This is a genomic window from Hydrogenophaga sp. YM1, assembly GCF_016903055.1.
Lineage (GTDB): Bacteria > Pseudomonadota > Gammaproteobacteria > Burkholderiales > Burkholderiaceae_C > Hydrogenophaga > Hydrogenophaga borbori.
The window spans coordinates 1,298,484-1,324,769 of sequence record NZ_CP070223.1 but is presented as its reverse complement, the minus strand read 5'-3'; the positions used below and the strand labels follow the sequence as shown (position 1 = coordinate 1,324,769).

The 26,286-nt window shown below is 71.1% G+C and carries 29 protein-coding genes; 16 read left to right on the top strand and 13 right to left on the bottom strand.

Annotation, left to right across the window (positions count from 1 at the left end; genetic code table 11):
- Window positions 1–78: 78 nt before the first annotated feature.
- On the bottom strand, window positions 79–666 hold the full coding sequence (gene orn, locus JNX00_RS06485; RefSeq protein ID WP_070398853.1) for an oligoribonuclease: 588 nt from the start codon (window positions 664–666) through the stop codon (window positions 79–81).
- Between the two features lie 66 nt (window positions 667–732).
- Between orn and JNX00_RS06480 the strand changes: the two genes are divergently transcribed.
- From JNX00_RS06480 to rsgA, 3 genes are read left to right on the top strand one after another with little or no spacing between them, the layout of a single operon-like run.
- On the top strand, window positions 733–1,995 hold the full coding sequence (locus JNX00_RS06480) for a M48 family metallopeptidase (RefSeq protein ID WP_204744436.1): 1,263 nt from the start codon (window positions 733–735) through the stop codon (window positions 1,993–1,995).
- Between the two features lie 12 nt (window positions 1,996–2,007).
- On the top strand, window positions 2,008–2,328 hold the full coding sequence (locus JNX00_RS06475; RefSeq protein WP_204744435.1) for a 4a-hydroxytetrahydrobiopterin dehydratase: 321 nt from the start codon (window positions 2,008–2,010) through the stop codon (window positions 2,326–2,328).
- Complete coding sequence (gene rsgA, locus JNX00_RS06470) at window positions 2,328–3,242, top strand: ribosome small subunit-dependent GTPase A (RefSeq protein WP_070398856.1); 915 nt, start codon at window positions 2,328–2,330, stop codon at window positions 3,240–3,242. The genes JNX00_RS06475 and rsgA overlap by 1 nt, the downstream gene beginning before the upstream one ends.
- Before the next feature lie 94 nt (window positions 3,243–3,336).
- On the opposite strand, the gene JNX00_RS06465 is transcribed toward rsgA, so the two are convergent.
- The 6 genes from JNX00_RS06465 to rpsP all read right to left on the bottom strand — a co-directional run bounded on the left by JNX00_RS06465 (window position 3,337) and on the right by rpsP (window position 7,229).
- A complete protein-coding gene (locus JNX00_RS06465; protein ID WP_204744434.1) occupies window positions 3,337–4,266 on the bottom strand; it encodes a CobD/CbiB family protein in 930 nt (309 codons plus the stop codon).
- Between the two features lie 70 nt (window positions 4,267–4,336).
- On the bottom strand, window positions 4,337–5,029 hold the full coding sequence (locus JNX00_RS06460) for a CoA pyrophosphatase (RefSeq protein WP_204744433.1): 693 nt from the start codon (window positions 5,027–5,029) through the stop codon (window positions 4,337–4,339).
- A gap of 47 nt (window positions 5,030–5,076) precedes the next feature.
- Window positions 5,077–5,433, bottom strand: a complete 357-nt coding sequence (gene rplS, locus JNX00_RS06455) for a 50S ribosomal protein L19 (protein WP_009518047.1) — start codon at window positions 5,431–5,433, stop codon at window positions 5,077–5,079.
- 154 nt (window positions 5,434–5,587) lie between these two features.
- Window positions 5,588–6,361 carry a tRNA (guanosine(37)-N1)-methyltransferase TrmD gene (gene trmD, locus JNX00_RS06450; protein WP_204744432.1) on the bottom strand — a complete coding sequence of 258 codons (774 nt, stop codon included), beginning with the start codon at window positions 6,359–6,361 and terminating at the stop codon, window positions 5,588–5,590.
- A 15-nt stretch (window positions 6,362–6,376) separates the two neighbouring features.
- The gene (rimM, locus tag JNX00_RS06445; protein ID WP_204744431.1) at window positions 6,377–6,964 is read right to left on the bottom strand and encodes a ribosome maturation factor RimM; all 588 of its coding nucleotides are present in this window, start codon (window positions 6,962–6,964) and stop codon (window positions 6,377–6,379) included.
- A gap of 7 nt (window positions 6,965–6,971) precedes the next feature.
- Window positions 6,972–7,229, bottom strand: a complete 258-nt coding sequence (rpsP, locus tag JNX00_RS06440; protein ID WP_070398861.1) for a 30S ribosomal protein S16 — start codon at window positions 7,227–7,229, stop codon at window positions 6,972–6,974.
- Window positions 7,230–7,423: 194 nt separating this feature from the next.
- On the opposite strand from rpsP, the gene JNX00_RS06435 reads away from it, so the two are divergent.
- Entirely contained in the window at window positions 7,424–7,951 is a 528-nt protein-coding gene (locus JNX00_RS06435; protein WP_204744430.1) for a GNAT family N-acetyltransferase, read from the top strand.
- Between the two features lie 2 nt (window positions 7,952–7,953).
- The gene (locus JNX00_RS06430; RefSeq protein WP_070398863.1) at window positions 7,954–8,406 is read left to right on the top strand and encodes a TM2 domain-containing protein; all 453 of its coding nucleotides are present in this window, start codon (window positions 7,954–7,956) and stop codon (window positions 8,404–8,406) included.
- 10 nt (window positions 8,407–8,416) lie between these two features.
- On the opposite strand, the gene JNX00_RS06425 is transcribed toward JNX00_RS06430, so the two are convergent.
- The 3 genes from JNX00_RS06425 to JNX00_RS06415 are packed head-to-tail and all read right to left on the bottom strand — an operon-like array spanning window position 8,417 to window position 10,213.
- On the bottom strand, window positions 8,417–9,385 hold the full coding sequence (locus JNX00_RS06425) for an AEC family transporter (protein ID WP_070398864.1): 969 nt from the start codon (window positions 9,383–9,385) through the stop codon (window positions 8,417–8,419).
- Window positions 9,386–9,445: 60 nt separating this feature from the next.
- Window positions 9,446–9,691 carry a hypothetical protein gene (locus JNX00_RS06420; RefSeq protein WP_070398865.1) on the bottom strand — a complete coding sequence of 82 codons (246 nt, stop codon included), beginning with the start codon at window positions 9,689–9,691 and terminating at the stop codon, window positions 9,446–9,448.
- Window positions 9,692–9,694: 3 nt separating this feature from the next.
- On the bottom strand, window positions 9,695–10,213 hold the full coding sequence (locus JNX00_RS06415; RefSeq protein ID WP_204744429.1) for a hypothetical protein: 519 nt from the start codon (window positions 10,211–10,213) through the stop codon (window positions 9,695–9,697).
- A gap of 113 nt (window positions 10,214–10,326) precedes the next feature.
- Between JNX00_RS06415 and JNX00_RS06410 the strand changes: the two genes are divergently transcribed.
- Both JNX00_RS06410 and JNX00_RS06405 read left to right on the top strand, forming a co-directional pair.
- Window positions 10,327–11,202 (top strand): EamA family transporter, encoded by an 876-nt coding sequence (locus JNX00_RS06410; RefSeq protein ID WP_204744428.1) that lies wholly within the window; start codon window positions 10,327–10,329, stop codon window positions 11,200–11,202.
- Window positions 11,203–11,218: 16 nt separating this feature from the next.
- Window positions 11,219–12,175, top strand: a complete 957-nt coding sequence (locus JNX00_RS06405) for a diiron oxygenase (RefSeq protein WP_204744427.1) — start codon at window positions 11,219–11,221, stop codon at window positions 12,173–12,175.
- Between the two features lie 11 nt (window positions 12,176–12,186).
- Here JNX00_RS06405 and msrA read toward each other — a convergent pair whose 3' ends face one another.
- Together msrA and JNX00_RS06395 are read right to left on the bottom strand one after the other, a co-directional pair.
- On the bottom strand, window positions 12,187–12,723 hold the full coding sequence (gene msrA, locus JNX00_RS06400) for a peptide-methionine (S)-S-oxide reductase MsrA (RefSeq protein WP_070398879.1): 537 nt from the start codon (window positions 12,721–12,723) through the stop codon (window positions 12,187–12,189).
- A 96-nt stretch (window positions 12,724–12,819) separates the two neighbouring features.
- Window positions 12,820–13,713: a LysR family transcriptional regulator gene (locus JNX00_RS06395; RefSeq protein WP_204744426.1), complete on the bottom strand. Its 894-nt coding sequence runs from the start codon at window positions 13,711–13,713 to the stop codon at window positions 12,820–12,822.
- Window positions 13,714–13,815: 102 nt separating this feature from the next.
- On the opposite strand from JNX00_RS06395, the gene JNX00_RS06390 reads away from it, so the two are divergent.
- Complete coding sequence (locus JNX00_RS06390) at window positions 13,816–14,697, top strand: methyltransferase domain-containing protein (protein WP_204744425.1); 882 nt, start codon at window positions 13,816–13,818, stop codon at window positions 14,695–14,697.
- Here JNX00_RS06390 and JNX00_RS06385 read toward each other — a convergent pair.
- The gene (locus JNX00_RS06385; protein ID WP_204744424.1) at window positions 14,694–15,590 is read right to left on the bottom strand and encodes a LysR family transcriptional regulator; all 897 of its coding nucleotides are present in this window, start codon (window positions 15,588–15,590) and stop codon (window positions 14,694–14,696) included. The genes JNX00_RS06390 and JNX00_RS06385 overlap by 4 nt on opposite strands.
- A gap of 113 nt (window positions 15,591–15,703) precedes the next feature.
- On the opposite strand from JNX00_RS06385, the gene JNX00_RS06380 reads away from it, so the two are divergent.
- The 8 genes from JNX00_RS06380 to JNX00_RS06345 all read left to right on the top strand — a co-directional run bounded on the left by JNX00_RS06380 (window position 15,704) and on the right by JNX00_RS06345 (window position 26,191).
- Window positions 15,704–16,897 carry an acyl-CoA dehydrogenase gene (locus JNX00_RS06380; RefSeq protein WP_204744423.1) on the top strand — a complete coding sequence of 398 codons (1,194 nt, stop codon included), beginning with the start codon at window positions 15,704–15,706 and terminating at the stop codon, window positions 16,895–16,897.
- 76 nt (window positions 16,898–16,973) lie between these two features.
- On the top strand, window positions 16,974–18,452 hold the full coding sequence (locus tag JNX00_RS06375) for a potassium/proton antiporter (protein WP_070398883.1): 1,479 nt from the start codon (window positions 16,974–16,976) through the stop codon (window positions 18,450–18,452).
- A gap of 109 nt (window positions 18,453–18,561) precedes the next feature.
- On the top strand, window positions 18,562–19,221 hold the full coding sequence (locus JNX00_RS06370; RefSeq protein WP_204744422.1) for a TetR/AcrR family transcriptional regulator: 660 nt from the start codon (window positions 18,562–18,564) through the stop codon (window positions 19,219–19,221).
- A 58-nt stretch (window positions 19,222–19,279) separates the two neighbouring features.
- Window positions 19,280–20,431 (top strand): efflux RND transporter periplasmic adaptor subunit, encoded by a 1,152-nt coding sequence (locus JNX00_RS06365; RefSeq protein WP_204744421.1) that lies wholly within the window; start codon window positions 19,280–19,282, stop codon window positions 20,429–20,431.
- 21 nt (window positions 20,432–20,452) lie between these two features.
- Window positions 20,453–23,629, top strand: coding sequence for an efflux RND transporter permease subunit (locus tag JNX00_RS06360; protein WP_204744420.1), 3,177 nt, complete (start codon window positions 20,453–20,455; stop codon window positions 23,627–23,629).
- Window positions 23,630–23,678: 49 nt separating this feature from the next.
- On the top strand, window positions 23,679–24,368 hold the full coding sequence (locus JNX00_RS06355; protein ID WP_204744419.1) for a protein-L-isoaspartate O-methyltransferase: 690 nt from the start codon (window positions 23,679–23,681) through the stop codon (window positions 24,366–24,368).
- 14 nt (window positions 24,369–24,382) lie between these two features.
- Entirely contained in the window at window positions 24,383–24,730 is a 348-nt protein-coding gene (locus tag JNX00_RS06350) for a rhodanese-like domain-containing protein (RefSeq protein WP_204744418.1), read from the top strand.
- A 129-nt stretch (window positions 24,731–24,859) separates the two neighbouring features.
- Window positions 24,860–26,191 (top strand): TolC family outer membrane protein, encoded by a 1,332-nt coding sequence (locus JNX00_RS06345; RefSeq protein WP_204744417.1) that lies wholly within the window; start codon window positions 24,860–24,862, stop codon window positions 26,189–26,191.
- Window positions 26,192–26,286: the final 95 nt, after the last annotated feature.

Genomic DNA, 26,286 nt, shown 5'->3' with positions numbered 1-26,286 from the left:
GACCCGCAAGGGGGGGCGGCGGTGGCATCGGGCAACCCCGCCGCCGGCAGGGGCCGGCAAGGCACGGACCCGGCCCGATCAGCGCAGAAACCGCGCGCGGTAGTGCTCGAGTTCGTCAATGGATTCGTGCACGTCGGCCAGGGCGGTGTGCAGCTGGCGCTTCTTGAAGGCGTCGACCACTTCGGGGCGCCAGCGCTTGGCCAGTTCCTTCAAGGTGCTCACATCGACGTTGCGGTAGTGCAGGTAGGCCTCGAGCCGGGGCATGTACTTCACCAGGAAGCGGCGGTCCTGGCCGATGGTGTTGCCACACAGGGGGGCGCTGTTCTTCGGCACGTAGCGCGAGATGAAGTCGATGAGCTGCTGCTCGGCCTCGGCCTCGCTCACCGTGCTGGCGCGCACCTTGTCGATGAGACCGCTGCGGCCGTGCGTGCCCTTGTTCCAGGCATCCATGGCGTTGAGCAGCTCATCGCTCTGGTGGACCACGATGACGGGGCCCTCGATGCGCGGCGTGAGCTGCGGGCCGGTCACCACCACCGCGATCTCCAGCAGGCGCTCCTTCTCGGGATCGAGACCGCTCATTTCGCAGTCGATCCAGACCAGGTTCTGGTCACTCTTGGCGAGCGTGGGCACTTCGGGGGCGGCGATGTCGGCGGGATTGGAGGTCATCCCGCGATTTTCCGTCATCCGCCGGCCCCGGCGGGCCGGCGGGGGCACCGGTAGACTGGCGCCTTCATGGACACCGCTTCCCTCGCTTTCACCGCCCTCTTCTGCGCCCTGTTGGTGCTGGGCCTGCTGACCCGCTTCGCCCTCGCCAGCCGCCAGATCCGCCACGTGGCCCGCCACCGCGATCAGGTGCCCGCGCCCTTCGACGCCACCATCCCACTCGACGCCCACCGCAAGGCCGCCGACTACACCATCGCCAAGACGCGCTTCGGCCTGCTCAGCACCGCCTTCGAGACCGCGCTGCTGATCGGCTGGACCCTGCTCGGCGGCCTGAACGCGCTCAACCTCGGCCTGCTCGACTGGCTGGGCCCTGGCCTGTGGCAGCAGCTCGCGCTGCTCGCCGCCTTCGCGCTCATCGGCGGCCTGCTGGGCCTGCCCTTCTCCTGGTACGCCACCTTCCGGCTGGAGGAGCGCTTCGGCTTCAACAAGATGGGCCTGGGCCTGTGGATCGCCGACGGATTCAAGGGCGCGTTGATCGGCGCGGCCATCGGCCTGCCGCTGGCCGCGCTGGTGCTCTGGCTCATGGGCGCCGCCGGCAGCACCTGGTGGCTCTGGGCCTGGGGCGTGTGGATGGTCTTTAACCTGCTGGCCCTGGTGCTCTACCCCACGCTCATCGCGCCGCTGTTCAACCGCTTCGAGCCGCTGGCCGACGACGCCGTCAAGGCCCGCGTCAACGCCCTCATGGCGCGCTGCGGCTTCTCGGCCCAGGGCCTGTTCGTCATGGACGGCAGCAAGCGCAGCGCGCACGCCAACGCCTACTTCACCGGCTTCGGCGCGGCCAAGCGCGTGGTGTTCTTCGACACCCTGCTCAAGCAGCTCAACCCCGACGAGATCGACGCCGTGCTCGCGCACGAGCTCGGCCACTACCGCCTGCGCCACATCACCCAGCGCGTGCTGCTGCTGTTCGCGCTCAGCTTCGTCGGCTTCGCGGCCCTGGGCTGGGCGGCCTCTCAGGCCTGGTTCTTCACCGGCCTGGGCGTGGAACCCGACCTGCGCGCGCCCAACGACGCGCTCGCGCTCATCCTCTTCCTGTTGGTGGTGCCGCTGTTCACCTACTTCCTGTCGCCGCTGGCCGCGCAGCTGTCGCGCCGGCACGAGTTCGAGGCCGACGCCTTCGCCAAGGACAAGACGCGCGGCGCCGACCTCGCCAGCGCCCTGCTCAAGCTGTACCAGGACAACGCCAGCACGCTCACGCCCGACCCGCTGTACGCGCGCTTCTACTATTCCCACCCCCCCGCCAGCGAACGCCTGGCCCGCCTGACCGCCGCCTGAGAGCGCCTGACCATGCACCCCATCCACCAGAACCGCCGCGCGCTCAACGCCACCGAGATCGTCACCCAGCTCAGCCAGCTCAACGGCAGCGAGGCCGACGGCTGGAAACTGATCGACGGCGCCATCGAGCGCACCTTCCGCTTCGCCAACTACCACGAGACCATGGCCTTCGTGAACGCCATGGCCTGGATCGCCCACCGCGAGGACCACCACCCCGACGCGGCCTTCGGCTACAACCGCTGCACCCTGCGCTTCAATACGCACGACGTGAACGGCGTCTCGGTCAGCGACTTCCACTGCGCGGCGGCGATCAACGCCTTGCTCGCGTCCTGATGGGCGGCACGCGCCTGGCCCGTGTGGTGGCGGCCCATGGCCGCCATTGCCTGGTCGAGGACGAGAACGGCCAGCGCACCCTGTGCCACCCCCGCGGCAAGAAAAGCGCCGTGGTCGTGGGCGACATCGTCGCCTGGCAGCCCAGTGGCGACGAGGGCAGCATCGAACGCATCGAGACCCGGCGCAACCTCTTCTACCGCCAGGACGAGATGCGCACCAAGGCCTTCGCGGCCAACCTCGACCAGGTGCTGATCCTGCTCGCCGCGGAGCCCGTGTTCTCCGAGGCCCAGCTCACGCGCGCCCTGCTCGCGGCCGAGGCCGAGGGCATCAGCGCCTGCATCGTGCTCAACAAACAAGACCTGGGCGAGTCCTTCGACCAGGCCTGGGCGCGGCTCGAGCCCTACCGGCGCATGGGCACGCCCGTGCTGCCGCTGGGCCTTCACGACGGCCACGGGCTGGACGCCCTGCGCCAGCGCCTGACCGGCCGCCACACGCTGGTGCTGGGCCCTTCCGGCGTGGGCAAGAGCACGCTGGTCAACCGGCTGGTGCCCGAGGCCGGCGCGCAGACCGGCGAGATCTCGCGCGCCCTCAACACCGGGCGCCACACCACGACCGCCACCACCTGGTACTGGCTGGAGCCGGCGCGCGAAAGCGCGCTCATCGACTCGCCGGGCTTCCAGGAATTCGGCCTGCACCACCTTGAGGCCGAACGACTCGCGCAGCTCATGCCCGACCTGCGCGCCGCGCTGGGCGATTGCCGCTTCTACAACTGCACGCACCGGCACGAGCCGGGCTGCGGCGTGCGCGCCCACGTGGGCGCCGATCCGGCGGCGGACCCGCTGGCCATCGACCAGAACCGCTACCGGCTCTACGACGAACTGTTCGATGAGCTGAGCAACAAGCGGACGTATTGACCCGTCCACCCCTGCCGCGCGGCGCGCGATCCCCTCAAGGGCGCGCGCCCGCGGCCCAGCAAAACCGGTTCAGTGGCGCGTCGACCCGCGCGGCCTACACCCGCGCCAGCGTGAGCAGCGCCAGCAGCAGCATCCACAGCACCACCGCGCGCCACACCAGGCCCACCACGCTGCCCAGATGGGCGAGCTGGGGCTCGGGGCGCGCGCCGGGGTCGGTCTCGTCCGGGGGCGGGGCCGCCGGGTCCTGCGGCGTCAGGCGCACGTTGATGGCGCCCGAGGTGGCCGCCAGCACCACGCCGTCGCTGCCCGGCGCGAAGCGCTCGGCGTCGGCGCGCCAGCTGGCCACGGCTTCCTCGAAATTGCCCACCACCGCGAAGCCCAGGGCCGTGACGCGCGCGGGCACGTGGTCGATCCAGCGCCAGGCCGTGGCCGCGGCGCGGCGCAGCGCCGCGCTGGGCGTGCCGTCGGGGCGCTCGCGCCAGTTGCGCGACAGGTACTCGGCCAGCCGGTAGAACACCGCGCCCGCCGGCCCCAGGCCGATCACCCAGAACACCAGGAAGCACACGAACACGCCGAACACGTGGCGGTGCGCGGCCAGCACGGAGTGCTCGATCACCTGGCGCAGCAACTCGGTGCGCGGCAGGGTGCTGGCGTCCACGCGCAGCCAGCGCGCCAGTTGCTCGCGCGCGCCACGCTCATCGCCGTCCTCCAGGCTGCGGCGGATTTCGCTGAAGTGGTGGCTGAACTGGCGAAAACCCAGGGTCACGTAGAGCACCGCCACCGTCCAGACCAGGGCCAGCACGCCGCTGAGCTCCCACAGGGCGTGGTAGATCAGCGCCGCCAGCGCCGCCGGCACGCCCACGGCCAGCAGCCAGGCCATCCACCCATGCGAGGACTGGCCCGCATCGAGGTTGCGGCGCACGCCGCGGCCCCAGGCGCGCAGACCGGCGTGCACGGGGTTGTCGAACGACAGGGGACGGGCCTGCTCGATGAGCAGCGCCAGCAGAATGGCCAGAAAACCCATGGGCCGATGATAGTGGGCACACGCGACCCTCCGATCAACGGACGCGACCAGGGCGCGCGCCAGGCCCCGGTCAGGCCGTGAGCAGGCGGTACAGGTTGCGCAGCATGCCCGCCGTGGCGCCCCAGATGAAGCGCTCGCGCTGGCCGTCGTGCCAGGGCATGGAGTACCACTCGCGCGCGGTACCGTCGAAATTCATGAGGTGGCGGCGGTGGTGGCGCGGGTCCATCAGGAAGCGCAGCGGCACCTCGAAGACGTCGTCCACCTCGTGCGGGTTGGGCTTGAGCGTGAAGCCGGGCCGCACCAGCGCCACCACCGGCGTCACGTGGAAGGCGGTGCCAGTGATGTAGACCGGCAACGTGCCCAGCACCTCCACGTTCTGCGGCGGCAGGCCGACCTCTTCGTCGGCCTCGCGCAGGGCGGCGGCGATGGCGTCGGCGTCCTGCGGATCGACTTTGCCGCCCGGGAAGGCGATCTGGCCCGAGTGCGTGGACAGGGTGGCGGTGCGCTGGGTGAGCAGCAGGTTGAGCTCGTCGCGCACCACCAGGGGCAGCAGCACGGCCGCGTCGGCCGGCTCGCGCTCGGCGAAGCGGCGCTCGCGCCGCAGCTCGGGTGTCCAGACCGGCGGTGCCTCGAACAGCGCGCGCAGGCCGTCGGGCGTGAGGCGGTGCGGGGACGGCGGCGGCAGACCTTCGCTCGCCCCCGTGGCCACCACCGGCACGGTGCGGGGATCGAAGGGCGGGATGCGGACGATGGGTTCGGTCATGGACACAAAAAAGCCGCTCCATGGAGCGGCTTTTGCGCGGTGCCGGATCAGGCGCCCAGCTTTTCCTTGATGCGGGCCGACTTGCCGCTGCGCTCGCGCAGGTAGTACAGCTTGGCGCGGCGCACGTCGCCACGGCGCTTGACCTCGATCTTGGCGATCAGCGGGCTGTACAGCGGGAAGGTCCGCTCCACGCCTTCGCCGCTGGAGATCTTGCGCACGATGAAGCTGGAGTTGAGGCCCCGGTTGCGGCGGGCGATCACGACGCCTTCGTAGGCCTGCACGCGCTTGCGGGTGCCTTCGATGACGTTGACGCTGACGATCACGGTGTCGCCGGGGGCGAAGGGCGGGATGGTCTTGCCGAGGCGGGCAATCTCTTCCTGCTCGAGGGTCTGGATGAGGTTCATGTTTCCTGTTCCACGATCGTGGCCGCGCTGCACTGAAGGCCGCGAATCCGTGGGTCAGGACTGACTGAGGAAACGGTCGCGGCGGCCGGCCAGAGGATCGAAAAGCCCACCATTATAGCCAGACCCGCCAGAGCGGGGAATCCGGCCCGCCGGCTCAGCCCAGGCCGCGCAGAAAGCGCTCGTCGTCCGGCCCCAGCCGGCCCTCGGCCCGGGCCCGGGCGATCAGGTCCGGCCGCTGGCGCGCGGTCAGCGCCAGCCGCTGCTCGCGGCGGTAGCGCTCGATCTGCCCGTGGTGCCCACCCAGCAGCACCGGTGGCACGCCCAGGGGGCCGTGCGGGCCCTGCCAGACCTCGGGCCGGGTGTGGTGCGGGCTGTCGAGCAGGCCGTCTAGCGCGGGGTTGAAGCTGTCCTGCTGGTGGCTGCCCTCGTCGCCCAGCACGCCGGGCTGCAGGCGAGCCACGGCGTCCAGCAGGGCCATGGCGGGGATTTCGCCGCCCGAGAGCACGAAATCGCCCAGGCTGAGCTGCAGGTCGACGCAGGCGTCGATGAAGCGCTGGTCGATGCCCTCATAGCGGCCGCAGACCAGCACCGCGCCCCGCGGCCCGGCGGCCCAGGCCTCGACGCCCGCGTGGTCCAGCCGCTCACCGACTGGCGAGAACAGCACCACGGGCGCGCGCTGGCCCTCGGGCTCGGCGCGCTCGGCCCGGATGGCCTGCAGGCAGCGCCACAGCGGCTCGGCCATCATGACCATGCCAGGGCCGCCACCGAAGGGGCGGTCGTCCACGCGCCGGTAGTTGCCCTCGGCGAAATCGCGCGGGTTCCACAGGCGCACGTCGACTTGCTTCGATTCGAAGGCCCGCCGGTTGATGCCGTACGCCAGGAAGGGCTGGAACAGCTCGGGGAACAGGGTGATGACGTCGAAGCGCATGGGCGCCTGCCCCGCTCAGTAGTCTTTTTGCCAGTCGGCGGTGATGCGCCCAGCGGCGCGGTCCACGCCGTCGATGTAGGCGGCCACGAAGGGGATCATCCGCTCGGCGGCGCGCTCCTCGCCGTCCACCGTCTCGAGGTACTCGAGCACCAGCACCGAGGTCGGTCCCGTGCTCACGAGGTCGCGCACCACGCCCAGGTCCTCGCCCTCGCGGTTGACGACCCGCAGGCCGATCAGGTCGACCCAGTAGTACTCGCCCTCTTCGGGCTCGGGAAAGGCGCTGCGCGGCAGGCTGATGCGGCAGCCCTTGAGCGACTCCGCCAGGTTGCGGTCGTCGACGCCCTCGAGCCGGGCCACCAGGCCGTCGGCGTGGGCCTTGAGCTCGGCCACCCGCACGGCCATGCAGCCCTTGAAAGCAGAAAAGCCGCGCGCGAAGCGGGCTTCGGGCGGCTGGAGGTACCAGTCCTGGCTGGCGAACAGCGCGTCGGTGTCGGCGCTGTGGGGCTGGATGCGGACCCAGCCCTTGATGCCCCAGGCATCCTGGACGCGGCCCAGTTCAACGGCATCGGCCGGCAGGGCCGACGCGACCAGGGCCGCGGACATGGCGCGATCAGGCGGCCGGCGCAGCGGCCTTGGCTTCCTTGACCAGGCGCGCGACGGTGTCGGACGGGGTGGCGCCGACGCCGAGCCAGTAGTTCAGGCGGTCCGTGGCGATGCGCAGCTTCTCTTCGCCGCCCTTGGCGTTGGGGTTGTAGAAACCCAGGCGCTCGATGAAATTGCCGTCGCGGCGCGCACGCTTGTCGGCGGCGACGATGGTGTAGAACGGACGGGCCTTGGCACCGCCGCGGGAGAGTCGAATGACGACCATGATTTATCCTTCGGGTGGTTGGGCACCGACCGGGCCTTCCGGGGTGCCGCCGGATCTTTCGATCCGCTGCTTCACAGCAATTTCCGCGGTGCCTGAGACACACGACTGACCACCCGGCCAGCGAAACACCGCAAAGCCGGCGATTATAGCCCGCCGCCGATTCCGCCACGCCGCTCTTCTTCCGGCCACCCGCCATGCCCCTGATCCGCCCCAGCACCGACGACGACCTCGCCGCCATCACCCGCATCTACGAACACCACGTGCTGCACGGCACGGGCACCTTCGAGACCACCCCGCCCACCCCGGCCGAGATGGCCCAGCGCCGCGCCGACGTGCTGGGCAAGGGCCTGCCTTGGCTGGTGATCGAAGAGCAGGGCCAGGTGCTGGGCTACGCCTATGGCAACTGGTTCAAGCCGCGCCCGGCCTACCGCTTCTCGGTCGAGGACTCGATCTACCTCGCCCCCGAGGCCGCCGGCCGGGGCCTGGGCCGCCTGCTGCTGGCCGAGCTGCTGGCCGTGCTGCAGCGCGCCGGCATCCGCAAGGTGATGGCCGTGATCGGCGATTCGGGCAATGCCGGCTCCGTCGGCGTGCACCGCGCGCTGGGCTTCACGCCTGTGGGCACGGTGGCAGCCTGCGGCTGGAAGTTCGGCCGCTGGCTGGACATCGTGATCATGGAAAAGCCGCTGGGCGAGGCGCACCACACCCCGCCGCAGGAGGGCTGAACGTGGCGGCACGCAAGAACAAGACGCTGGCCGTCTGGCTGGCGCTCATCGGCGGCGCCCTGGGCCTGCACCGTTTCTACCTGCGCGGCCTGGGCGACTGGGTGGGCTGGCTGCACCCCCTGCCCACGGCCCTGGGCTGGTACGGCGTGGAGCGCGTGCTGGCCTACGGGCAGGACGACAAGCTCTCCTGGGTGCTGATCCCCCTGCTGGGCCTGAGCATCGCCGCCGCCTGCCTCACGGGCATCGTCTACGCCCTGGCCGACGCCGAGAAGTGGGACCGCTGGTTCAACCCCGCAACCCCTGGGGGTGCGGGCAGCCACACCAATTGGCTGACCATGATCGCCCTGGTGCTGCTGCTGCTGACGGGCACCATCGCCTTCATGGGCAGTCTGGCCTTCGGCTTTCAGCGCTACTTCGAATACCAGGTGGAAGAGGCGCGCAAGATCAGCCAGTGAGGCCCGCGGCTCAGCCCGCGAGCGGGTTGAGCCAGGCCATCGCCGTCATCACCACGCTCAGGGTGAACAGCGCGAGCCCGGTGGACAGGCCCATGCTCGCGGTGGTGAGCGCCTGCGCGGTGTCGTAGCGCTGCGCGAACAGGAAGACGTTGGCGCCCACCGGCAGGGCGGCGGCCACCACCATCACCGTCAGCGGCAGGCCGGTGATGCCCAGCCCCCAGGCCGACAAACCCACCAGCAGCGGCAGCAGCAGGTTCTTCACCAGCGACACACCCAGCGCGGGCCGCCAGTGCCCGGCCAGCGGCGTGCGCGCCAGGCTCACGCCCACCAGCACCAGCGCGATCGGGCCGAAGGCGCTGCCCAGCAGCTGCAGCGGCTTGTCCACCACCACGGGCAGGGCCCAGCCGGTCTGCGCGTACAGCAGGCCGCACAGGATGGGCAGCGGGATCGGGTGGATCACCGTGCCCTTGATGACCGAGCCCAGCGTGGCCCACAGCGGCGGCGTGGTCTCGCCGCGCTCGCGCGCCTCGCGCGTGACCACCAGCTCCAGCACCACCGAACCCACGCTGAGCAATATGAAGGCGTGCACCGACACCAGGGTCAGCATGGTCACCAGCGCCGGCTTGCCATAGGCCAACTCGGCCAGGGTGATGCCGATCATCACCATGTTGGAGAACACCCCCGCCATGGCCACCACCACGCTCTCGCGGCTGAAGCCGCGCCAGGCGACCGCGGTGAAGAAGACCAGCAGCACCACCGGGAAGTAGGCCAGCACGGGCCGCAGGTCCAGCTCTTCCAGGTGCACCGAGGCCATGGTGCGAAACAGCAGCGAGGGAATGAGGATCAGGAACACGAGGTTGGACAAGTCCTTGACCGCCGTATCGCGGATCCAGTCGCGCCGACCCGCCAGGTAACCCAGCGCGATGAGCAGGAAGACGGGTGTGAGGGAGACGAAGAGAGGGTGCTGGGCCAGGTTCACCCGGCGATGGTATCGCCCGCTCCCGCCGGCACCGGGTGCGGGCGGGCCAGGCGCGGTGCGTCAATGCGCGTGGCGCAGGCCGCAGTACTTGCCCAGGGCCAGTCCCTTGCAGGCCTCGGCGAGCGCCGCCTGGCAGGCCTTCTCGCCCTTGCCCGCCTCCAGGCATTTGGCCGCGCCTTCGTGCGCGGCCGCCATGGCGCGGTGGCGCTGGATGTCTTCCTGGATTTCTTTCTGCGAGTGCTGCGCGAAGGCCGCGCCAGCGGACAGCAAGGCAGCGAGGACGGCGGGAATGGCGAGGGCTTTCATGGTTCAGCTCCGGGGTTGGGAAAGGGTGTCGGTATCGGCGCAGCGCGCGCACACGCCCAGCAGGGCCAGTTCCGCGCGCTCGACCACCACGCCCTGGCGCGCCAGCGCGCGCTGCAGGCCGCGCAGCCAGGCCAGGGCGGTGGGCGTGTCGTCCAGCGTGCGGTCCTGGCCGCAGCGCCGGCATTCGAAACGCGGCCGCAGCGCCGGTGCGCCGCGCGGGGAAACCGGCGCGGCGGGGTCCTGCAGGCGGTAGCGCCAGGTGCCCCGGTCGTCGCTGTGGCGCGCCAGCACGGCGCAGGCGGCCAGGCGATCGAGCAAGCGGTAGAGCGTCACGCGGTTGGGCTCGTGCCCGCGCTGGCGCAGGGCCTGCAGCACCTGCGCGTGCGTGAGCCCCTGGCCCGGGCGGGCCAGGAACACGCCCAGGGCCGCGCGCGTGGCCAGGGTGCGGCGCAGGCCGGCGGCGTCCAGGCGCGCCTGCAAGGCGGCGGGCACGGCATCGGTGTCAGCGGGGAAGCGGGCCATGGCGTCAATGTTATCGCAACAGAGTTGCAAATAATAACCCCATGCAAGGCCCCGGCCGGTTCGCCGCGCGGCGCCTGACTACACTGCCCGCTCCCTCCCCACCCGCACCGACCTTGCCTACCCCGCACCTGCTGCTTGCCCTGGCCGTCGTGGCGGTCTGGGGCACGAACTTCGTCGTCATCCGCTGGGGGCTGGACGGGCTGCCACCCTTCCTGTTCGCCACCCTGCGTTTCACCTTCTCCGCCCTGCCCTGGCTGCTGTTCGTGCCGCGACCCAAGGCCTCCTGGCGCTCCATGGCCGCCGTCGGTGTGCTGCTGGGGCCGGGGCAGTTCGGGCTGCTGTTTTTCGGCATCAACGGCCACATCTCGCCCGGCCTGGCTTCCCTGGTGGTGCAGGTGCAGGTGTTCTTCACCATCGGCCTGTCGCTGTGGCTCCTGCGCGAGCGCGTGCGGGGCTACCAGGTCGCCGGCCTGCTGCTGGCCATCGCCGGCCTGGGCGTGATCGCTGCCCACCTGGACGCCAGCGTCACCCTGCTCGGGCTGGGCATCATCCTCGCCGCCGCGTTCTTCTGGGCCGCATCCAACCTGGTGGTCAAGTCGCTGGGGGGGGTGAACATGCTGCACTTCATGGTCTGGAGCAGCGTGTTCGCGGTGCCGCCGCTGCTGGCGATATCGCTGATGGTGGAGGGGCCGGCGCTGATCGCGCAGTCGCTGCGCTCGGCCGGCGCGGTGGTGTGGGCCAGCGTGCTGTGGCAGGCGCTGGGCAACACCCTGTTCGGCTACGGCGTCTGGAACTGGCTGCTGGGGCGCCACCCGGCCGCCACCGTCACGCCCCTGGCGCTGCTGGTGCCGGTGTTCGGCATGAGCGCCTCGGCCCTGTCGCTGGGGGAGTCGCTGCCCGGCTGGAAGCTGGGCGCGGCCGCCCTGGTGCTGCTGGGTCTGGCGGTGATCGTCTGCTGGCCGGTGCTGCAGCGCCGGCTGGCCGCCTGAACCCGGGCCCCGCGTCATGCGCCCAGCCGACGACGACCCGTTCAAGGACTGGATCGCCACCTCGGCCGTGCGCGCCAAGCCGTCGCTGACCGACTTCGCGCTCGGCCGGGGCGAAGACCTGGCCAGCGTGCGCTGGTTCGTCTTCGGCGCCCAGGACGAACTGCTGTCCCACCCGGCCCTGCGCCCGCTCGGCCTGGCCGAGCGCAACCGCCTCGCCGCCGCGCGGCTGGTGCACTTCCTGGACGACATGACGCTCACCGAGCACCGCATCGTCAACACCGCCGCGCAGGCCATCGCGCAGAACCTCCTGAAGGACTTCCTGCCCGAGCCCATGGCGCTGGACGCGCTCAAGCTCTACACCGACGAGGGCTACCACGCCTTCTTCACCGCGCACGCGAGCCGCGCGCTGCGCCAGTGCTTCTCCCTGGCGGCGCGCGACGAACCGAGCCTGAAGATCGCGGCCTTGGAGGCCTGGGTGGCCGAGGCCCCGCCGGCGCAGCGCGACCTGGCCTGGTTCATGGTCGGCTTCGTCGGCGAGACCATGATCACCAAGGCCATCGTCGACTCGATGCGCGGCACCGCGCACTCGGGCCTGCAGCGCCTGCTGCTGGCCCACCTGGAAGACGAGTGGGTGCACGCGCGCTACTTCGCGCAGGCCTTCGCGCTGGTGTGGAAGGGCCTGGACGCGCCGGCGCGCGCGCACTGGGGCGGCCAGCTGCCGCGGGTCATGGCGGCCTTCCACGCGCGTGATCCCCGCCTCCACGGGGAATGGCTGGAACAGGCCGGACTGGGCGTCGCCGCGCGCGAACGCGTGCTGGGCAGGCTGTGCGGCGGTGAGGGCCTGGCCACCCGCACGCGCCAGCTCTGCGCCAACACCCTGCAGGTCCTTGAGCGCTGCGGCGCGCTCAAGGACAGGGCCGTGCGCGAGCGCTTCGTCGAGGCCGGCCTGATCGACCCCGACCACCACCGTTGAGGCGCGGCGCCCTACTTCGCCAGCCGCGCGAAGGTCTTGCGGAACTTGGCCACCTTGGGCGCGGCCACCGCCATGCAATAGCCCTGGTGCGGGTTGCGCTCGAAGAAGTCCTGGTGGTAATCCTCGGCCGGCCAGTAGTTCTCCAGCGGTTGCACCTCGGTCACGATGGGACGGCCGAAGGCGCCCTCCCGGGTGAGCTCGTCGATGATGGCGCGCGCCTCGGCCTGCTGCTCGGGCGTGGTGAAGTAGATGCCGCTGCGGTACTGCGTGCCCACGTCGTTGCCCTGGCGGTTGGGCGTGGTCGGGTCGTGCACCACGAAAAAGATCTCCAGCAGCTCGCGCGTGCTCACCTCGTCGGGGTCGTACTCCAGGCGCACCACCTCGTTGTGGCCGGTGCCGCCGGTGCACACCTGCTCGTAGCTGGGCTGCTTCAGGTGCCCGTTGCTGTAGCCCGACTCCACGTCGGTGACGCCGCGCACTTCCTTGTAGACCGATTCGGTGCACCAGAAGCAGCCGCCACCCAGCACCAGCACCTGTTTGTCGCTCATCGTGAATCTCCAGTGGTCCTTGCCAGACCGTGAGTAGACCACCCGCGGCTTTCACGGCGCCGCAGCGGGGCCTTGGGCCGCCGCCAGGGCGCCTACCTAGCCGGTGAGCACGGGCCGGAGCGCTTCGATCTCCGCCACCATGAACTCGAAGAAAGCGCTGACCCGCGCCGTCTGGCGGATCTCGGGCAGCGCGAGCAGCCGCCAATCGCGCGCGAGGGCCGGCACCGGCCCGAGCACCCGAACCAGGTCCGGGTCGGCGTCGCCCAGGGCGGTGGGCAGCGGCCCAATGGCCACACCCGACTTCACCGACAACAGCAGGCCCAGCACGCTGTCGTTGCGCGCCACCAGCGTCGCGTTCGGGGCCACCTGGCGCAGCCACTGGCTGGCCCGGTGCCTGGCCATGCTCTCGTCGAAACCCGCCAGGGGGTGCGCCTCGAGCGCTTCGATGGAGGCCGGCTGGCCGTGGCGCGCCACGTAGTCCCGGCTCGCGTAGACCGCCCACAGCGAATCGCCCAGCTTGCGGCCGACCAGCGCGCCATCGTCCGTGTCGCCGGAGCGCAGCGCCACGTCGGCCTCGCCGGTGCGCAGATCGACGTACCTGTCGCTCATCACGAATTCCACGTGGTAGGCGGGATGCTTCGCCTGGAAGCGCTCCAGCAGCCCCGACTGCGTGAGCCGGCTCACCAGCGGCTCGGGACAGGTGAGGCGGATCACGCCCGCCGCATTGCGCCGCGACACCACCAGTGCCTGCTCGAAGGCGGCGACGGACTGTTCGACCCGCTGGGCCGCGTCGAGCATCTCGGTGCCGAAATCGGTGAGCCGGTAGCCGCTGGGGTGGCGCTGAACCAGGGCGCGGCCGATATGCCGCTCCAAGGCGCCCACACGCCGCTGCACGGTGGACTGGTCGACCCCCAGCGCGCGGCCCGCGGCCAGCGTGCTGCCGTGCCGCGCCACCGCCACGAAGTACCGCAGGTCGTTCCAGTCGAGCATGGCCCGTTATGCACCACTGCGGCCCCCTTGTGCAAATCCGCGCCTTCCAGCGGTCGCCGCGCGGGCCTACGCTGGGTGCCCCGATCACCTGGAGACAGCACCATGAACCTCCCAACACCACAAGGGGCCACCGGCCCGGGTGCCAGCGGCGCCGCCAGCGCCTGGGATCGCGCGGCCGACGGCTGGGACCGCAGCACCCCGCTCATCCACGCCTGGCTGGCCCCGGCCACCGCGGCCATGCTGGCCCGGCTGAGGTTGCGGCCCGGCGCGCGGGTCCTCGACCTCGCGGCCGGTGCGGGCGATCAGACCAAGGACGTGGCCCAGGCCGTCGGCCCCACCGGCCATGTGCTGGCGACCGACATCTCGCCCAGGATCCTGGCCTTCGCCCAACGCAACCTGGGCGCGGCAGGGCTGGCCCATGTGCGGTACGCCGTCGCGGATGCGGAGCAGGCCGTGCCAGGCGAGGCGCCGTTCGATGCGGTGCTGTGCCGGCTCGGCCTCATGCTCTGCGCGAATCCCGCGGCCGCCCTGGCCTCGGCGTTCGAGGCCCTGCGGCCGGGAGGGCGCTTCGCCGCCCTGGTGTTCGGCGAGCCCGCGCACAACCCCTGCATCACGACCCTGATGAGGCTGGCCCGCCAGCACCGGGGCCTGAACGGCGGGGCATCGCCCTACACCGCGGGCGGCCTGTTCAGCCTGGCCGAGCCCGGCCGGCTGGCTGGCCTGCTGGCGGCGGCGGGGTATGCCGACATCGAGGTGGAGCCGCTCGCGGCGCCGTTCGCGCTGCCCGACGTGGCCACCTACATCGCCTTCGTCCGGGACTCGGGCTCGCCGATCATGGAACTGCTCGCGCCGCTGGACCCGTCGGCCCAGGCGGCGGCCTGGCAGGCCATGGCGGCGGCGCTGCAGCCGTTCACGGGTGAGCGTGGGTGGGTGGGACCCAACGAGCTGCTGCTCTGTTCGGCGACGCGGCCCCTCACGCACTAGTGCCCTGGCGCAACAGGACGCTGGCTCCGCACGACATCGAGAAAGGCCGCCAGCGCGGCGCTTTCATCGCCGTCCCGCCAGAGGCAATGCGTCTCGTACGGCGGCGAATCGCCCTGCAGCGGCACGAAGGCGGCCCCCGGCAGCCCGGCCTGCTGCAGGGCGGCCGGCACCAGCGAGACGCCCAGGCCCTGCGCCACCACCGACACCACGCTGAGCCAGTGGCGCAGCTCGAAGCGCACGTCGGGCTCGAAGCCGTGGTCGGCGCACAGGGCGAGCAGGCGGTCGTGGTAGTCGGGCGAGACGGCACGCGAGATCGCCACGAAGGGCTGCCCGGCCAGCGCGGCAGGCGCCAGCCGCCGCTTGCGCGCCAGCGCGTGGCCCGCCGGCACGCAGGCCACGAAGGCCTGGCGCGAGACCAGCACCTGCGAACAGCCCGGCGGCACGCGCGTGGTGTGCACGAAGCCGGCCTCCAGCCGCTGGTGCTGCAGGTCGATGAGCTGGTCGCTGGAGCTCATTTCGCGCAGCACCAGCTTCAGGCGCGGGTGACGCTGGGCGAAGCCGCGCAGGATCTGCGGCAGGCCCCGGTACAGCACGGTGCCCGCGAAGCCCACGCGCAGCTGGCCGCTCACGCCCTGGGCCACCTCGCGCGCCTCGCGCGCGGCCGCGCCAGCCGCCTCCAACAGGGCCCGTGCGCGTGGCACGAAGGCCTGGCCGGCGGGCGTGAGGGCCACGCCCCGGCTGTTGCGCACGAACAGCGGGGCGCCCACCGAAGCCTCCAGCTGCTGGATGTTGAGCGACAGCGGTGGCTGCGTCATGGCCAGGCGCGCGGCGGCGCGGCCAAAGTGCAGCTCCTCGGCCAGGGCGAGGAAACAGCGCAGGTGGCGGAACTCCATGGCCTTCTCCATCGATTTGCCGTTTGTATTTTTAGATACAGGATCGATATTAGACAGCTATGGCGCCACGGCGGACAATCGTTCGATTGCCCCAACGCACACGGAGACAGGACATGCTCTCGCCCAAGAAAGCCAAAGCCAGCTTCAGCTGGGAAGACCCCTTCCAGCTCGACGGCCAGCTCACCGAGGACGAGCGCGCCGTGCGCGACGCCGCCCACGCCTACTGCCAGGAACGCCTGCTGCCGCGCGTGACCGAGGCTTTCCGCAAGGAAGTCACCGACCCGGCCATCTTCCGCGAGATGGGTGACCTGGGCCTGCTGGGCGTGACCATCCCCGAGGCCTACGGCGGCGCCGGGCTCAACTACGTCTGCTACGGCCTGGTGGCGCGCGAGGTCGAGCGCATCGACTCGGGCTACCGTTCCATGATGAGCGTGCAAAGCTCGCTGGTGATGGTGCCCATCAACGAGTTCGGAACCGAGGCGCAGAAGCAGAAGTACCTGCCCAAGCTGGCCACGGGCGAATGGATCGGTTGCTTCGGCCTGACCGAGCCCAACCATGGCTCCGACCCCGGCAGCATGGTCACGCGCGCCAAGAAGGTGGCCGGCGGCTACGGCCTGTCGGGCGCCAAGATGTGGATCACCAACAGCCCGATCGCCGATGTCTTCGTGGTCTGGGCCAAAGACGACGACGGCGCGATCCGCGGCTTCATCCTGGAAAAGGGCGCCAAGGGCCTGTCCGCGCCCGCCATCCACAGCAAGGTGGGCCTGCGCGCCTCCATCACCGGTGAGATCGTGATGGACAACGTCTTCGTGCCGGAAGAGAACGCCTTCCCCGAGGTGCGCGGCCTCAAGGGGCCCTTCACCTGCCTGAACAGCGCGCGCTACGGCATCGCCTGGGGGGCGCTGGGCGCCGCCGAGGACTGCTACTTCCGCGCCCGCCAGTACGTGCTGGACCGCCAGCAGTTCGGCCGCCCGCTCGCGGCCAACCAGCTGATCCAGAAAAAGCTGGCCGACATGCTGACCGAGATCAGCCTGGGACTGCAAGGTTGCCTGCGTCTGGGCCGCCTCAAGGACGAGGGGGCGGCGCCCGTGGAGCTCACCTCCATCCTCAAGCGCAACAGCTGCGGCAAGGCCCTGGACATCGCCCGCCTGGCGCGCGACATGATGGGCGGCAACGGCATCAGCGACGAGTTCGGCGTGGCGCGCCACCTGGTCAACCTCGAAGTGGTCAACACCTACGAAGGCACGCACGACATCCACGCCCTGATCCTGGGCCGGGCGATCACCGGCATCGCGGCGTTCAACTGAATCGCCTGAGCCGGGCGCCCGCGCGCCCCGGTGCAACCCGCTGAGCGGCGTGCACGCTTTCTGCTAGCGTGCGGGCGTGCACCACCTGCTCGACGCCCTCTCCCTGCCGCTGTTCGCCGCCGCCGCGCTGGTCTTCGTCAGCGTGCTGGCCGGCGTGGTGTCCACGCGCGCCGGCTTCTCGCTGCTGCTGGTCTTCCTGGTCGCGGGCATGCTGGCCGGCAAGGACGGGCCCGGCGGTTTCAGCTTCAACGACTTCCGCCTGGCCTTCTGGGTCGGCAACGTCGCGCTCGCCGTGATCCTGCTGGACGGCGGGCTGCGCACCGAACTGGCCACCTTCCGCACCGGCCTGAGGCCCTCCATGCTGCTCGCCACGGTGGGCGTGCTGGTGTCCGCGGCCATCACCGGCGCGGCGGCTCACTGGCTGCTGGCCCTGTCCTGGCCCATGGCCCTGCTGGTGGGCGCCATCGTGGGCTCCACCGATGCGGCGGCGGTGTTTGCGCTGCTGAAGTCGTCCGGCGTTCGGCTCAACGAGCGCGTGGCCGCCACGCTGGAGATCGAGTCGGGCATGAACGACCCGATGGCGGTCTACCTCACCCTGGCCTTCATCGGCGTGGCGCTGGCCCTGGGCAACGCGGTGGCGAACGAGGTCACGCTGGGCGGCATCGCCTGGTCGCTGCTGCTGCAGTTTGGCTGGGGCGCGGCCATGGGTCTGGGCAGCGGCTGGGGCCTGGCCGAGCTGCTCAAGCGCCTGGGGCGCGGCGCCGACGGCGGCGGCGGCATCCGCGCCCTGCTCATCGTCTCGGGTGGGCTGGCGGTGTTCGCGCTCACCACCTGGCTGGGCGGCTCGGGCTTCCTGGCGGTCTACGCCATGGGCGTGGTGGCGGGCAACCGCGCGCGCCGGCTGGTGCGCTCCTCGCTCTCGGCCATGGACGGCTACGCCTGGCTGGCGCAGGCCGGCATGTTCCTGCTGCTGGGCCTGCTGGTGTCACCCAGCGAAATGATGGACACCTTGCTGCCGGCCCTGGGCGTGTCGCTGGTACTGATGCTGGTGGCGCGGCCGGTGGCGGTGTGGCTGTGCCTCAGGCCTTTTCACTTCTCGCCGCACGAAATCGGCTTCATCGCCTGGGTGGGCCTGCGCGGCGCGGTGCCCATCGTGCTGGCGGTGTTTCCCATGATGGCCGGCGTGCCCGGCGCGCACGGGTTCCTGGACGTCGCCTTCGTGGTGGTGCTCACGTCCCTGCTGCTGCAGGGCTCCACCATCGGCCTGGCGGCGCGCCGCGCCCACGTGGCCCTGCCGGACCTGGACGACACCGAAGAAGCCCGCCTGGTGTTCGGCGACTTCGTGCTCGACGCCAACACGCCGCTGGAGGGGCTGTGCGGCTTCTACGGGCTGCCGGTGCCCGGCGAATCGGACCAGACGGTGGGCCAGTGGCTGCGCAACGAACTGCACCGCCCGCCGGTGGTGGGCGACGTGGCGGAACTGGGCAAGGCCGAAATCAGCGTGCGCGAGATGGACGCGAGCCGGATCACACGGGTGGGCATCAAGCTGGGCTGAGCCCGCGCCGGCGGGCGTGCGCTGGCGCCGGCCCCGACGGGGCCCAGGCGGCACGCCGCATGGGCGGCTGGGGTATATTAATAACCCATCGGTCAGTAACTAGCGCCCCATGCCCGCCACCCCCCCGTCACCGCCCGCCGAGGTCCCGCGCCGCGCCCGCCGCAAGGAAGCGCGCCCGGGTGAGCTGATCGAGGCGGCCCTGGCCCTGTTCGTCGAGAAGGGCTTCGCCGCTACGCGCGTCGAGGAGGTGGCCGCGCGCGCCGGGGTGTCCAAGGGCACGCTGTTCCTGTATTTCCCCAGCAAGGAAGACCTGTTCAAGGCCGTGGTGCGCGAAACCGTCGCGGGCCGCTTTCCGGAATGGTCGAACGAGTTGGCCGAGTTCCAGGGCGACAGCGTGGAGCTGGTGCGCTACGCCATGCACACCTGGTGGGAGCGCGTGGGCATGACGCCCGCGTCGGGCATCACCAAGCTCGTCATGGCCGAGGCGGGCACCTTCCCCGAGATCGCCAGCTTCTACCAGAACGAGGTGGTCGCCCCGGGCCACGAGCTGATCAAGCGCATCCTGCAGCGCGGCATCGACCGCGGCGACTTCCGCGAGATGCCGCTCGACTACGCGGTCTACAGCCTGATCGCGCCCATGATCTTCCTGCTCATGTGGAAACACGCCATGACGCCCTGCGCCCCGCCCTCGCAGCAGATCGATCCCCTGACCTTCATCGACACCCAGGTCGACCTGATCCTGAGCGGCATGCTCAAACGCCCGCGATGAGCCCCGCACGACCGCCCAAAAGGGCCCGCACCACAGCGCGCCGCGCGAAGGTTTCCCCATGACCACCTCCCGTCTGCGAAAGACCCTCTACTGGGCCCTGGCCGGGCTGGCCGTGGCCGCGCTGGCCCTGGGCGTGGTGCGCGCGCTGCACAAGCGCAGCGCCCAGGCCGCGCAGGCGAACGCCGCCGCCCAGGCCCTGCAGACCGCGCCGGTCTACGAGGTCGCCGCGCGTGACGTGTTCACGGTGCGCCGCCTCGCGCTGCAGCAAACGGCCGAGGTCTCGGGTTCGCTGGTGGCGGTGCAGACCGTGGCCATCAAGGCGCGTGTGGCCGGCGAGCTGCAAGGCCTGAACAAGCGCGAGGGCGACAGCGTGGCCGCCAACGAGGTGGTCGCGCGCATCGACCCGACCGAGCCGCAGGCGCGCGTGCGACAGGCCGAGCAGCAGGCCGAGTCGGCGCTGGCGCAGGTGCGCATCGCGCAGCGCAACCAGAACAACAACCAGGCCCTGGTGCAGCAGGGCTTCATCTCGGCCACCGCGCTGGACACCTCGCAGGCCAACCTGGCCGCGGCCGAGGCCAACCACCGCGCGGCCATGGCCGCGCTGGACATCGCACGCAAATCGCTCGCCGACACGGTGCTGCGCTCGCCCATCGCCGGCCAGATCGCCAGCCGGCCGGTGCGCAACGGCGAGCGCGTGGGCGTCGACACCCGCGTGCTCGAGGTGGTGGACCTCTCGGCCTTTGAGGTAGAGGCCGCGCTGAGCCCGGCCGACGCCGCGCGCATCGCCCCGGGCCAGCGCGCGCGCCTGGTGGTGGAGGGCCTGCCCGAACCGGTGAACGCCACGGTGGCGCGCATCAACCCCAGCGTGCAGGCCGGCAGCCGCAGCGTGCTGGTCTACCTGCGGCTGACCGCCCAGCCGGGCATGCGCCAGGGCCTTTTCGCGCGCGGCGGGATCGTGGCCGGCACGGTCGAGGCCCCGGCCGTGCCGGTGTCGGCCATCCGCAACGACCGGCCCGAGCCCTACGTGCAGGTGCTGCGCGACGGCGTGGTCAAGCACGTGGGCCTGACGCCCGCGCCCACGGGCAGCGTAGACGGCGTGCCCCACCAGGCGGTGCCCGCCCTGGCCGAGGGCGACACCGTGCTGGCGGCCACGGCCGGCGCCATCCGCGACGGCACGCGCGTGAACCTGGCCGCCGCGGCCAAGCCCTGAGCCCCGGGAGCGCGACACGCCATGTGGTTCACCCAGGTCTCGCTGCGCAACCCGGTCTTCGCCACCATGGTCATGCTGGCCTTCGTGGTGCTGGGCGCGTTCTCCCTGCAGCGCCTGCAGGTGGACCAGTTCCCCAACATCGACTTTCCGGTCGTGGTGGTCACCACCACCTACCCCGGCGCCTCGCCCGAGATCGTCGAGTCCGAGGTGACCAAGAAGGTCGAGGAAGCCGTCAACGCCATCGCGGGCGTGAACAGCCTCACCTCGCGCAGCTACGAAGGCAACTCGGTGGTGATCATCGAGTTCCAGCTCACCGTGGATGGCCGCAAGGCCGCCGACGACGTGCGCGAGAAGATCGGCATCCTGCGCCCGCTACTGCGCGACGAGGTGGACGAGCCGCGCGTGCTGCGCTTCGACCCCGCCAGCCGCTCCATCTGGTCGGTGGCCGTGGTGCCCGAGGCGGTGGACGGCCGCGCGATGTCGGCCGTGGAGCTGTCCACCTGGGCCGACCAGGTGCTCAAGAAGCGGCTGGAGAACGTGCGCGGCGTGGGCTCGGTCACGCTGGTGGGCGCCACGCGGCGCGCCATCAACATCGAACTCGACCCCGCCGCCATGCGGGCGATGGGCGTGACCACCGAGCAGATCAACGCCGCCGTCCTCAGCGAAAACCAGGACCTGCCCGTGGGCACGCTCAAGACCGGCGAGTCCGAGCGCGTGGTGCAGGTGCTCTCGCGCCTGGCCAACCCGCGCGATTTCGACGACATCATCGTCGCCCGCCGCGGCGGCCTGCCCATCAAGCTGGGCCAGGTGGCGCACGTGAGCGACGGCACCCAGGAAGTCGAGAGCCTGTCGCTCTACAACGGCCAGCGCACCTTGTTGCTGCAGGTGCAGAAGGCGCAGGACGAGAACACCATCGCGGTGGTCGACGGCCTGAACGCGGCACTGACCGCGGTCAAGCCCGAGCTGCCGCCCGGCGTACGGCTGGAGCCCATCGCCGATGGCGCGCGGCCGATCCGCGTGTCGGTGCAGAACGTGCGCCAGACGCTGATCGAGGGCGCCATCCTCACCGTGCTGATCGTCTTCCTGTTCCTCAACTCCTGGCGCTCAACGGTCATCACCGGGCTCACCCTGCCCATCGCCATCATCGGCACCTTCTTCGTGATGAACGCGTTGGGCTTCACGATCAACATGATCACGCTGATGGCGCTCACGCTCTCGGTGGGCCTGCTGATCGACGACGCCATCGTGGTGCGCGAGAACATCGTGCGCCACGTGCAGATGGGCAAGACGCCCTACCAGGCCGCCATGGAAGGCACGCAGGAGATCGGCCTGGCGGTGCTGGCCACCACGCTGTCCATCGTGGCGGTGTTCCTGCCCATCGGCTTCATGGGCGGCATCATCGGCAAGTTCTTCCACGAGTTCGGCATCACCATGGTCGCGGCCGTGCTGATCTCCATGTTCGTGAGCTTCACGCTGGACCCGATGCTGTCCTCGGTGTGGCACGACCCGGCCATCGACACGCACGGCCAGCCGCCTGGCCGCTCGCTCTACGACCGCACCCTGGGCCGCCTGACGCACTGGTTCGACCGCTTCCAGGACGACCTCGCCGACGGCTACCAGGCCGCGCTGCGCTGGTCGCTGCGGCACAAGCTGGCCACGCTGGCCCTGGCCCTGGCCACCTTCGTCGCCAGCCTGGCCCTGCTGCCGCTGCTGGGCACCGAGTTCGTGCCCAAGGCGGACTTCTCCGAGACCTCGGTCAGCTACCACACGCCAGTAGGCAGCTCCCTGCCCGCCACCGAGGCCAAGGCGCGCGAGGTCGAGGCCGTCCTGCGCACCTTCCCCGAGGTGCGGTACACGCTCACCACCATCAACACCGGCAACGCGCAGGGCTCGATGTACGCCAGCACCTACGTGCGCCTGGTGGACCGCAAGGACCGCACGCTCAGCGCCGACGCCATGTCGGCCCTGCTGCGCGACCGGCTGCGCGCGGTGCCCGGCATCACCGTCACGCACGCCGGCCTGCTCGACGCCGTGGGCGGCGGCAAGCAGATCGAGTTTTCGCTGCAGGGCGACGACCTCGACGAGCTGGAGCGCCTGAGCGCGCTGATCACCGAGCGGCTGCGGCCCATCGTCGGCCTGGTGGACCTGGACTCCAGCCTCAAGCCCGACAAGCCCACGGTGGACGTGGTGCTCAGGCGCGACCTGGCCTCCGACCTCGGCCTGTCCACCAAGGCCATCGGCAACAGCCTGCGCACCCTGGTGGCCGGCACCACCGTTGGCAACTGGCGCGCCCAGAACGGCGAGACCTACGACGTAATGGTGCGCCTGCCTCCGCCGCAGCGCCAGCGCACTCAGGACCTGCTGCAGCTGCCGCTCAGCGTGGGCAACGCGGCCGACGGCAGCGTGCGCACCGTGCCGCTGGCGCAGGTGGCCGACATCGTGGAAGGCACCGGTCCGAACCAGATCAACCGCCGCAACCTCAACCGCGAGGTGTCCTTCAGCGCCAACGTCTACGGCCGCTCGGCCGGCGAGGTGTCGGCCGAGATCCAGCGCGTGGTCGACGGCATCGCCCTGCCGCCGGGCTACCGCACCGAATTCAGCGGCTCCACCAAGAACATGAAGGAGTCCTTCGGCTACGCGCTGTCGGCGCTGGCGCTGGCCATCATCTTCATCTACATGATCCTGGCCAGCCAGTTCCAGAGCTTCCTGCAGCCGCTCTCGCTCATGACCTCGCTGCCGCTCACGCTGATCGGCGTGGTGCTGGCGCTGCTCATGTTCGGCTCCACCATGAGCATGTTCTCCATCATCGGCATCGTGCTGCTCATGGGCCTGGTGACCAAGAACGCCATCCTGCTGGTGGACTTCGCCATCCGGGCGCGCGAGGGCCGCGCCGGCGGCCCGCCGCTGCCGCGCGACGAAGCCCTGCTGCTGGCGGCCAAGGTGCGGCTGCGCCCCATCCTCATGACCACCCTGGCCATGGTCTTCGGCATGGTGCCGCTGGCCTTCGCGCTCACCGAAGGCTCGGAGCAGCGCGCGCCCATGGGCCAGGCCGTGATCGGCGGCGTCATCACCTCCTCGCTGCTCACGCTGGTGGTGGTGCCGGTGGTCTATGGCTACCTCGACGACCTGGCCGCCTGGCTGCGCCGAAAGGCCGGGCTGCCGCCCGCCGCCACGCCCCCGCAGGACAGTGCGCCATAGGGCGCCTCCTAAAATCCACCGGTTGTGCCGACCCCATTGGAGAAATGAGATGACCACCGCGAACAGCCTCGAACAGGCCCGCTTCAACATGATCGAGCAGCAGATCCGCCCCTGGGAGGTGCTCGATGGCCGCGTGCTCGAGCTGCTGGGCCGGGTGCGCCGCGAGGACTTCGCCCCCGCCGCCCACCGGGCCCTGGCGTTCACCGACATGGAACTGCCCCTGACCCAGCCCGCGGTCGATGACCAGTGCATGCTGGCACCGCGCGTGCAGGCCCGCTTGGTGCAGGACCTGGCCCTCAAGCCCACCGACAAGGTGCTGGAGATCGGCACCGGCAGCGGCTACACCGCCGCCCTCATGGCCAGCCTGGCGCAGCGCGTGCTGTCGCTGGAGATCGAGCCCGCGCTGGCCTCGCAGGCCCGCACCCGCCTGATGCAGGCCGGCGTCACCAACGTCGAGGTGCGCCAGGCCGACGCTGCGGCGAACGGCTTCGCCGCCTGCCGCGCCGACGGGCCTTACGACGCCATCCTGCTCGGCGGCTCGCTGGCCGAGGTGCCGCCCGCCCTGCTGGGCCTGCTGGCGCCGGGCGGGCGCCTCGCCGCCATCGTGGGCGACGAGCCCGTGATGCGCGCCACCTTCATCACCCGCGCCGGCGAGGCCGACTACCGCAGCGCCCAGCCTTGGGACACCCTCGCGCCGCGCCTGCGCCACTTCCCCGAGCCGTCGCGCTTCCGCTTCTGAACCGGCGCCACCGCATGCAAGCCATCACCCCCGCCCAGCTCGACGACTGGCTGCGCCAGGAAACCGCGGACGGCGCCGCCGCGCCCCTGCTGCTCGACGTGCGCGAGCCCTGGGAACTGCAGACCGCGAGCGTGCCGCCCGGCCCGGGCTACGAACTGCTGGCCATGCCCATGCGCAGCGTGCCCGCGCGCCTGGCCGAGCTGGACCGCGACCGCCCCATCGCCTGCCTGTGCCACCACGGCGGGCGCAGCGCCCAGGTGGCCCGCTTCCTGCAAGACCAGGGCTACACGCGCGTGGTCAACGTGCACGGCGGCATCGACCTGTGGTCGCGCGAACGCGACCTGTCGATCCCACGCTACTGATATGAAGCACCCCCTGCGCCGCTTCGCGGCTTCCCCCTCTCTCGCCTTCGGCGGGAGGGGGACGGCACCTGCGGCCCAGCAAAGCCGGTTCCGCGGTGCCCCCGGACCGTCGTCTCTGAGGAGCTACCCATGACTGTTGCTGTTCCCCTTCGTCCCTTGGCGGTTGCCGCGCTCCTGGCGCTGGGGGCGGCGTCCGGCGCGCAGGCCCAGAGCCTGGTCCAGCTGTTCGAGGCCGCGCGCGGCTTCGACGCCACCTACCTGGCCGCGCGCTCGCTGTACGAGGCCAACCTGGCCCAGGCCGACCAGGCGCGCGCCGGCCTGCTGCCCCAGGTCGGCCTGGGCGCGGGCGCCAGCTGGGCGAACCGCGACAGCAGCAACAAGCTGCTCGACGGCACCAGCAACAGCCAGAACGTGACGCTGTCGGCCAGCCAGCCGCTGTACCGGCCGGCCAACAAGCTCGCCAACGACCAGGCCATCCTGTCCAAGGACATCGCTCAGGCCCAGCTCGTGCAGGCCGAGCAGGACCTGATCGTGCGCGCCGCGCAGGCCTATTTCGACGTGCTCGCCGCCCAGGACACGCTCACCTTCGTGCGCGCGCAAAAGACCGCGGTGGAACAGCAGCTCGCCGCCGCGCGGCGCAACTTCGAGGTCGGCACCGCCACCGTGACCGACGCGCGCGAGGCCCAGGCCCGTTTCGACCTGGTGATCGCCCAGGAGATCGCGGCCGAGAACGACCTGCGGGTGAAGAAGCTCGCGCTCGACCAGCTGGTGGGCCGCAGCGGTGTGACGCCCCTGCCCCTGGCCACGCCGGTGGACCTGCCGCCGCTGGAGCCCGCCACGCCGCAGGCCTGGCTGGACCGCACGGGCGACCAGCACCCGGTGATCCTGAGCGCGCAGCGCAACCTGGAGATCGCCAAGCTTGAAACGCAGCGCGCCGAGGCCGGCCACAAGCCCACGGTGGACCTGGTGGGCCAGTACCAGGTGGCGCGCGCGCCGTCTGGCGTGCAGGGCATTCCGGGCAACGTGCGCAACAACAACGCCAGCGTGGGCGTGCAGTTCAACATGCCGCTGTTCGCGGGCTACTCCATCCAGAACCGCGTGAAGCAGACCCTGGCGCTGGAGGAAAAGGCCCGCGCCGACCTCGACGCCGCCCGCCGCACGGTGGACCTGCGCACGCGCAGCGCCTTCCTTGGCCTGGTCTCGGGCCAGGGCCAGGTGAAGGCGCTGGAAGCGGCCGAGACCTCCAGCCAGAGCGCGCTCGAAGCCAACCAGCTGGGCTACCAGGTGGGCGTGCGCATCAACATCGACGTGCTCAACGCCCAGAGCCAGCTCTACCAGACCAAGCGCGACCTGGCCCAGGCCCGCTACAACGTGCTGCTGGGCAGCCTGCGCCTGCGCCAGGCCAGCGGCGAGCTCACGCCCGCCGACCTGCAGGCGGTCGACGCCTTGCTGGCGCGCTGAGCACCGGTCCCACCGGGTGGGCGGCGTGCGAGCCGCCCACCCTGGAGCCGATACACTCCCCCGATTGCCCACCCGCCCGGCCCCAACCGGGCGGG

Bases quoted from the DNA above. Each gene is read 5' to 3' on its own strand.
- orn (WP_070398853.1), bottom strand. From the start codon at position 666: ATGACCTCCAATCCCGCCGACATCGCCGCCCCCGAAGTGCCCACGCTC.
- JNX00_RS06480 (WP_204744436.1), top strand. From the start codon at position 733: ATGGACACCGCTTCCCTCGCTTTCACCGCCCTCTTCTGCGCCCTGTTG.
- JNX00_RS06475 (WP_204744435.1), top strand. From the start codon at position 2,008: ATGCACCCCATCCACCAGAACCGCCGCGCGCTCAACGCCACCGAGATC.
- rsgA (WP_070398856.1), top strand. From the start codon at position 2,328: ATGGGCGGCACGCGCCTGGCCCGTGTGGTGGCGGCCCATGGCCGCCAT.
- JNX00_RS06465 (WP_204744434.1), bottom strand. From the start codon at position 4,266: ATGGGTTTTCTGGCCATTCTGCTGGCGCTGCTCATCGAGCAGGCCCGT.
- JNX00_RS06460 (WP_204744433.1), bottom strand. From the start codon at position 5,029: ATGACCGAACCCATCGTCCGCATCCCGCCCTTCGATCCCCGCACCGTG.
- rplS (WP_009518047.1), bottom strand. From the start codon at position 5,433: ATGAACCTCATCCAGACCCTCGAGCAGGAAGAGATTGCCCGCCTCGGC.
- trmD (WP_204744432.1), bottom strand. From the start codon at position 6,361: ATGCGCTTCGACGTCATCACCCTGTTCCCCGAGCTGTTCCAGCCCTTC.
- rimM (WP_204744431.1), bottom strand. From the start codon at position 6,964: ATGTCCGCGGCCCTGGTCGCGTCGGCCCTGCCGGCCGATGCCGTTGAA.
- rpsP (WP_070398861.1), bottom strand. From the start codon at position 7,229: ATGGTCGTCATTCGACTCTCCCGCGGCGGTGCCAAGGCCCGTCCGTTC.
- JNX00_RS06435 (WP_204744430.1), top strand. From the start codon at position 7,424: ATGCCCCTGATCCGCCCCAGCACCGACGACGACCTCGCCGCCATCACC.
- JNX00_RS06420 (WP_070398865.1), bottom strand. From the start codon at position 9,691: ATGAAAGCCCTCGCCATTCCCGCCGTCCTCGCTGCCTTGCTGTCCGCT.
- JNX00_RS06415 (WP_204744429.1), bottom strand. From the start codon at position 10,213: ATGGCCCGCTTCCCCGCTGACACCGATGCCGTGCCCGCCGCCTTGCAG.
- JNX00_RS06405 (WP_204744427.1), top strand. From the start codon at position 11,219: ATGCGCCCAGCCGACGACGACCCGTTCAAGGACTGGATCGCCACCTCG.
- msrA (WP_070398879.1), bottom strand. From the start codon at position 12,723: ATGAGCGACAAACAGGTGCTGGTGCTGGGTGGCGGCTGCTTCTGGTGC.
- JNX00_RS06395 (WP_204744426.1), bottom strand. From the start codon at position 13,713: ATGCTCGACTGGAACGACCTGCGGTACTTCGTGGCGGTGGCGCGGCAC.
- JNX00_RS06390 (WP_204744425.1), top strand. From the start codon at position 13,816: ATGAACCTCCCAACACCACAAGGGGCCACCGGCCCGGGTGCCAGCGGC.
- JNX00_RS06385 (WP_204744424.1), bottom strand. From the start codon at position 15,590: ATGGAGTTCCGCCACCTGCGCTGTTTCCTCGCCCTGGCCGAGGAGCTG.
- JNX00_RS06380 (WP_204744423.1), top strand. From the start codon at position 15,704: ATGCTCTCGCCCAAGAAAGCCAAAGCCAGCTTCAGCTGGGAAGACCCC.
- JNX00_RS06370 (WP_204744422.1), top strand. From the start codon at position 18,562: ATGCCCGCCACCCCCCCGTCACCGCCCGCCGAGGTCCCGCGCCGCGCC.
- JNX00_RS06365 (WP_204744421.1), top strand. From the start codon at position 19,280: ATGACCACCTCCCGTCTGCGAAAGACCCTCTACTGGGCCCTGGCCGGG.
- JNX00_RS06360 (WP_204744420.1), top strand. From the start codon at position 20,453: ATGTGGTTCACCCAGGTCTCGCTGCGCAACCCGGTCTTCGCCACCATG.
- JNX00_RS06355 (WP_204744419.1), top strand. From the start codon at position 23,679: ATGACCACCGCGAACAGCCTCGAACAGGCCCGCTTCAACATGATCGAG.
- JNX00_RS06350 (WP_204744418.1), top strand. From the start codon at position 24,383: ATGCAAGCCATCACCCCCGCCCAGCTCGACGACTGGCTGCGCCAGGAA.
- JNX00_RS06345 (WP_204744417.1), top strand. From the start codon at position 24,860: ATGACTGTTGCTGTTCCCCTTCGTCCCTTGGCGGTTGCCGCGCTCCTG.